4 protein-coding genes and 1 pseudogene are annotated in these 6,064 nt (G+C 53.7%); 3 read left to right on the top strand and 2 right to left on the bottom strand.

Going from position 1 to position 6,064, the window contains the following annotated elements; all coding sequences use genetic code 11:
* A partial coding sequence (locus IQ260_RS26405) for a metallophosphoesterase (protein ID WP_193996066.1) occupies positions 1-1,319 on the bottom strand: 1,319 nt, incomplete at its 3' end.
* A 226-nt stretch (positions 1,320-1,545) separates the two neighbouring features.
* Between IQ260_RS26405 and IQ260_RS26410 the strand changes: the two genes are divergently transcribed.
* The gene (locus tag IQ260_RS26410; RefSeq protein WP_193996067.1) at positions 1,546-2,406 is read left to right on the top strand and encodes an energy transducer TonB; all 861 of its coding nucleotides are present in this window, start codon (positions 1,546-1,548) and stop codon (positions 2,404-2,406) included.
* On the opposite strand, the gene IQ260_RS26415 is transcribed toward IQ260_RS26410, so the two are convergent.
* Positions 2,369-3,904, bottom strand: coding sequence for a site-2 protease family protein (locus tag IQ260_RS26415; protein ID WP_193996068.1), 1,536 nt, complete (start codon positions 3,902-3,904; stop codon positions 2,369-2,371). The genes IQ260_RS26410 and IQ260_RS26415 overlap by 38 nt on opposite strands.
* A gap of 211 nt (positions 3,905-4,115) precedes the next feature.
* On the opposite strand from IQ260_RS26415, the gene IQ260_RS26420 reads away from it, so the two are divergent.
* Positions 4,116-5,402, top strand: a complete 1,287-nt coding sequence (locus IQ260_RS26420) for a pentapeptide repeat-containing protein (RefSeq protein WP_193996069.1) — start codon at positions 4,116-4,118, stop codon at positions 5,400-5,402.
* Between the two features lie 285 nt (positions 5,403-5,687).
* Positions 5,688-6,064: pseudogene (locus IQ260_RS26425) on the top strand (hypothetical protein); the annotation flags it as partial.

A 6,064-nucleotide genomic window follows, 5' to 3' on the forward strand; every position in this document is an offset into this window, starting at 1 on the left:
GGGGTAGTAAAAGCGGGTGCTACATTGCCACCAAGGCTGTGGGGTGGGTGGTGCAGCATAACAACCTTGTACTTGGCCTGTTGAAACTCGTCGCTGGCGAGTTCTTGTTGCAGCCATTCGTACTGGGGACTGCCGGGTTCAATACTTTCAAAGATCAGTTGACCATGCCCCCAGTTGGTCGGGTTGTTAAGGTCAGAAATTCTCTCTTGATAACGGCCTCTGGTATCATCGTCTATGGTAGACAAACGCCAAATCTGGGTGACATAGAGTGATACCAACCGCACATCTCCAAAGGTGGTGGCGTAGTAACGCTGGGTTTCGCCATTGTCACGGGGAGCTTTGGGTAGGGAAAAGATTTCGTTGTAGGTATCTACATTAAACGACTGATTTTTAAGCCAGTTTTGCTTGACGTCGTCATTGTTGCTGGGGTTAAAAACATTTTCGTGCTGATCATAGAGGGTTTTGGCGGCATCCCAGGGGACTGGGTCGTTAAACTGCTCATTTAAACCGGCAGTGGTGCTATAGCGGCCCATCACTTCATGATTGCCAAGGGCGGTAAATAGGGGAGCCGACTGGATCAGGCGACCGCCTTTATAAATTGTAGACGTTCCATCTTTTTCCAGGATGTAGCTGCCGCGCCCCTGCAAACAGGGAAAAAAAGCTCCTCCCCGCGTATCGTCAAACCATTCTGAGGCGCGGTCAGGTATGTTGACTAGGTCTCCTGCCAGAAAAACGCCGTCCACATGGCCGATGGTTTCTTCTACTTTTTGCAGGTTAGCAGCGGTCATGGGCATCAGCTGATGATCGGACGTGAGCAGAATGTTTAGAGGCTGCCCTGCTGGTGGTGTAGCACTTAGGCTAAACTGCTCACTGCGAATGGGAATACCAGTATCGGGGGTGCTGGTAATTACATAAGGGACTTGCAAGCCGGGACGTAGACCGCTGATTTCGGCTTCATGTCGCCAGATAGGCCGCGCGGTTACCTGTTTGTAGGGTTGGGCTGTATGGGACTGGGCATCTTCACGGGTACGGCTAAGCTGAGTGGTAGTAGCGGTAACCGTTTCATCGGTTGGGCCGTAGATGACACGATGATCGCGGCCTTCAAATTCGGTAAACCAGACGACTCGTACTGAAGCGACGGTGGGTGCTTGTAAAAATGGATCGGTGAGGAGAGTGATTTTGGGAGGCATAGGTGCAGGTTTCAGGGGCACTATGGGAGCAGTGGTTAGCTGTACAAATAGCACCACACCCAGACAGAAGAATAGTCCCAGGGATACCAAGGTGCCGACTTTAGGGTTTCCAGATTTGGCTGAAGCCATGGAAGAATTCCTGCTGGTTTTTGCGTGAGGGGACTATTATCCAATTCCAGTCTAGATAGTAGCCAATTAGTGACCAATATCAATGTTGTGCAGGACCGCTTAGCTTTGTTACTGTGGCTAAGCTTTTTAGCATCCTGGAAGCCCAATTAAAGAATTGTCTAATGCCAGATCTACTTTTGAAGTCCGCGAGGAATGATAGTTAGGACAATTACAGCACACGCTTGCCATGGCCAAGTTCCACCTACCAAAACTAAATAGTTGGGTGACACCCTTGGTATTAGCCTCCATTGGTTTACATGGCCTGGTGCTGGCGCTGCCGATGCCAGATTTGGGAGACCCGCCTGTAGCAGTCGAGGAGCTGCCGGAACCGGAGGTGATTCAGGTCGTAACTTTGCCAAAATTAGCGACCGCATCTGAGTCTCCTGAGTCCCCCATACCTGAACCCGTTCAACCGGAAGAACCGCCGCCGCCAGCCCCCCCGACAGAAGATATTGTGCTTACAGATCCAGAAATTTTGGATCAGACAGATCCAGAAATTTTGGATCAGGTGGAACCTGAATTTGACGAACCGGACGACAGTGGAGACGAATCTGATGCGGATGAGAGAGATGATGGCGACGGGGAGAGCGAGCAGGAACTTACCCTAGACCAGCGCATTGCCAGCCGCGATAGCTATCAGAATTTTGATGGCACTAAGGTGGGTGATATCTACGTTCAGAATGAGCTACTGAAGCTATCGCAGCTCCCTGGCGGCAGCTGGCCCACTCCACTCCATACGCTAGCGGGAGAACTGCCCGCCCTTGTAGTACCGCTACAGGACTGTTTGGAGAATAAGCCCGGCGATTCGATTACGATTGTGGTACAAATTGGTCCCGAAGCTCAGCTGCTAGGAGAACCAGAGGCTGTGAACAGTACCGGCTACGCTGTTTTAGATGAAAAAGCTTTAGAAATTGCTAAAGCAGCGGACTACGCGCCCCACCACACGCCGGGCAAAACCAAAGACTATTCGTTTGCAATCAAGGTGGACTACGAGGCCTGCAACGTTGCTTCTAACCAATTCCCAAGCGTCCGGCTAGGCTGGGGGTGAGCGGCAGCAACGTGGCCAGCATTAAAAACAAGATCAGCAGGGCAAGAGCAGCACGGGCATCGTCGGGTTCGCTAATGTCATCCATGCAGGGGCGTTCCTGGCCCCGTTGCAAAAACAGGATCAGCGCTGCCCAGTAGAGAGCCAGAGGGTTTGCCAGGGCAACGATTGTAAGCAGCACCAGGGTAACGGCAGTAGCTCGTCCGGCGGTCTTGCGACCATAGATCGCTTGAACTATGCGGCCTCCGTCTAGACGACCTGCGGGCATGACATTAAGGGCCGTAATCACCAGACCGAGCCAGCCCATAATCACCAGTGGATCGATATCTACCAAGTCGGTGGTTTGTAGAGTGTCGCCCAGGACCGTACGGGCCAGGGTGCCCACCAGGACTGACTGTTGGAAAAATTCGACGGGCAGCTGGTAGAAACTGCCAGGGTGGGACAGGATCAGCCCGACTAGCAGCATGGCTAAGGACAGCAGCCCTCCAGCAGCGGGTCCGGCAAAGGAGATATCAAATAGGACAGAGCGGTTTGGCAGGACGGACTCAAACCGGGTGAGGGTGCCAAAGGCTCCGAGCTGCCAGGCGGGTAGGGCAAAGGGAGGGCTGAGTTTAATTTGGTGGCGCTGGGCCTGCCAGCGATGGCCCAGCTCATGGACGCCGAGAATGGCGAGAATGGCGAGGGCGGTGGGGAAGACCTCTAGCCAGCGTTCTGGCTGCTCGAACAGGGTGAAGTCTTGGAGCAGGGCACCGGTTTCTAGGCTAGTGATCAGGGTAGCGATCGCAAGTCCCCCAGCCACCAATTTCTGCGGCAAATTCGCAGGCTTCGGGTCCGTATCCCTGGGCAGCACAATCATGGCCGGTCGCTCGTCAGGCCCGTCGATCAAAAACAGACGATAGCGTTCACCAAAGCGATTTTCTAGCTGGGCATTGAGGGCCTTGACGGTGGCATCTGGGTCCCCTCGCAGGTTGCCCTTAAAAAAAACACCCGCCGGGTAAGGTACGGTTTCGGTACTAAAAAAGGTATCCACACCAAAGATAGCTTCGATCTGCTCCAGGTCCTCCGAAGGAATCGCTGGGGGAATCGCTGGGGCAGCCGCGCTAGTATCAGATTCTGGACCAGCGGCTGATGATTCTGTCCCTGACGGGTGGTCTGATGACTCTGTGCCCTCTGGCTGAGCTGACGTGTCTGCTAGCTGTGGCTCTGACGGCTGCTGCGGCTCTGACGCAGTAGATCTTTGGGTGGGAGCGGCCTCGGCCAGGATCCGTAACTGTCGTCCTAAGTAGATGTATATTCCCGTTGAAACCACGACTAAAGCCAGGACCCAGACAATGTTGAGGTAGATACCAAAGGTAAATAGACCAAAAAAGGCCAGCCAGGGCACCATTAGCACCACGGACTGCAGCCAGGCAAACAGTCCTAATTTGCCATCAGGTCGGGCTCGAATAAACCCCCAAACCAGGATGCCTACTGCCGCTAATAAAATCAGAACCGTCACCATTGCACATCAGGACCGGGGGCCAGTAAATCGTATAATCTCTGCTGATAGTTTAAGGGTAGACGTCGCTTTCGGGCTAAACTCTACTGCGTAAAGACGTTGGCGGATCTGTTCCCCCGCTAGTTCCACCTATCCCTTTGGTGAAGACCAGCTATATGAGCCTGATACACCCTGGCGCAGCTGCCCCCGATCTAACTTCAGTTTTAACTTCAGTATGAGCGCCCAAGAGTCGTTTAATCGTGATGCTGAGGAACTTTCCGCCGCGCTGCACCCTGCAGAGCCTGTGCCGCCCTATGCAGCGGAAAGATTTACGGTGGACTACAATCCCGATCCCGATTTTGCGTCCCTGACTGAAGAACCCCATGCTGAAGAGGTGGCGGTGGTGCCGTCGCGGACACCGATGAAACTATCTGTACCGTTGTTAGTTGCGATCGCATCCACCCTAATCACCCTTGTCGGTCTCGGGCTAGATAGCTTTTGGCTAATTTTCTTTGGTTCCTCGATTGCCCTGGGTATATCTATCCGGCTGGCCATGCCCACCCTGCGGGCGGTGGTAAGTGACCTATCTCCAGAACAGCGATCGCTGATTATTGCCATTCCTGGCCTACTGCTGGGCATTTACGGTCTGATGCATGTGAGTGGCGTCAACACCAGCCTGCTGCGGTGGGGCGCGACGCTCAACTGGAACGCCATTGGTGCCCTGGGTGATTTTCTCGGTGCTCTGGGGCAAATCTTTATTGCCATCCTGGCGTTATACGTGGCCTGGCGACAGTTTATTATTTCCCGCGATCTGACCACTCAGCAGAATCTCATCACCCAGCAGCAAACCATTGATGCTTACTTCCAGGGCATTTCAGAACTGGTTCTAGACGACGAAGGGCTGTTAGAAGACTGGCCCCAGGAACGCATTATTGCCGAAGCCCGCACCGCCGCGATTCTAGGCAGTATTGACGGCGAGGGCAAAGCCAAAGTTCTGCGGTTTTTATCGCGCTCCAAACTGCTCACACCGCTGGCCCGCGACCAGCGGTTAGGGCGTCCTATCTTGGACGGCAGCGGTGGCTATGCCGAGGATCGGCAAAATGGCACTCGGGTGATTGATATTGGGGTGATGCTAGCAGCTGGCGATATTTCAGGCAAAGATCTGCGCTGGGTTGACCTCAGCGGGATTAATCTGATCCGCTCCAACCTATCCCAGTGCGACCTGGTCCGCACCGACTTTGCCCGTACGGTGCTGTGCGATTCGGATTTGTCCGGGGCCGACCTCATGGGTGCCCGCTTCTTTTACGGCACCCCCGATACGGCCACCCCTCGCACTCGCAGTGATACCCCTGACTACGAAACGGGGTCATTTACAGGGGCCGTGGTGGAAGGGATGGATCTTTCCAACGTGCGGCGGCTGTCAGAAAGTCAGCGTTGCTATCTGTGCGCCTGGGGCGGTAGTAAGACCCGCGCTACCATTCCAGGTGGATGTCGGGATATTCCTAACCGACTGGGACGCTAGGGTGAGGTTGTATAAAAAGTTCTTGTAAGGTTGATGCAATTCTGAGGCGATTTGCCTATACATCAAGCCAGCTTTGGGTAAATTGAGTTAGGGTCTGTTACTAACTAAAGTCGAACCTTTATGCAACAGGGTATAGGCCCTAGCTATAACTTATTTAATTAGGGCGGGCGCCATAGGCCCCATGCATCAAGTTTGCCAAGATCATTTGATGACGCGCCCTAGCAACTCGCTGTGTTCTCGCTTTAGCTATCTGATTTCCTGCTGCTGTACTGTTGCCCACCGCCCATGGTCTCCAAAAAATCAAAAAAGCGCTCTAAAAAACGGTCTCGCTCTGCTCCATCAGAGCAGCAGACAGCGCCCACCCTCAGTCGTAAGGAACAACGGGCAAAAGAACGGGAAGCGGCCAAGGCGCGTTCTAATCTGATCCAGTTTACGATTCTGGCATTTTTGATCTCAGGGCTGGTGGGGCTGGTTTTGGGATTTATAGCGGAGCCCACCCTGGGGATAGCCGCGACCGCTGGCCTGCTCTGTCTCAGTCTGTCCTTTAAGTATCAGCGGCAGGCGCTCTATGCCTTTATTATCTATATCCCTTTTTCAGGCACCGTCACCTACATGCTGGGGGGCAATTCACTGCTGCAGCTCGCCAAGGATGCGTTTTATGT

Origin of the sequence: Leptolyngbya cf. ectocarpi LEGE 11479, from assembly GCF_015207065.1 — a bacterium.
GTDB lineage: Bacteria > Cyanobacteriota > Cyanobacteriia > Phormidesmidales > Phormidesmidaceae > Leptothoe > Leptothoe ectocarpi.

Excerpts from the sequence above, each read along its gene's own strand:
- IQ260_RS26410 (WP_193996067.1), top strand. The coding sequence starts at position 1,546 with ATGGCCAAGTTCCACCTACCAAAACTAAATAGTTGGGTGACACCCTTG.
- IQ260_RS26420 (WP_193996069.1), top strand. The coding sequence starts at position 4,116 with ATGAGCGCCCAAGAGTCGTTTAATCGTGATGCTGAGGAACTTTCCGCC.
- IQ260_RS26415 (WP_193996068.1), bottom strand. The coding sequence starts at position 3,904 with ATGGTGACGGTTCTGATTTTATTAGCGGCAGTAGGCATCCTGGTTTGG.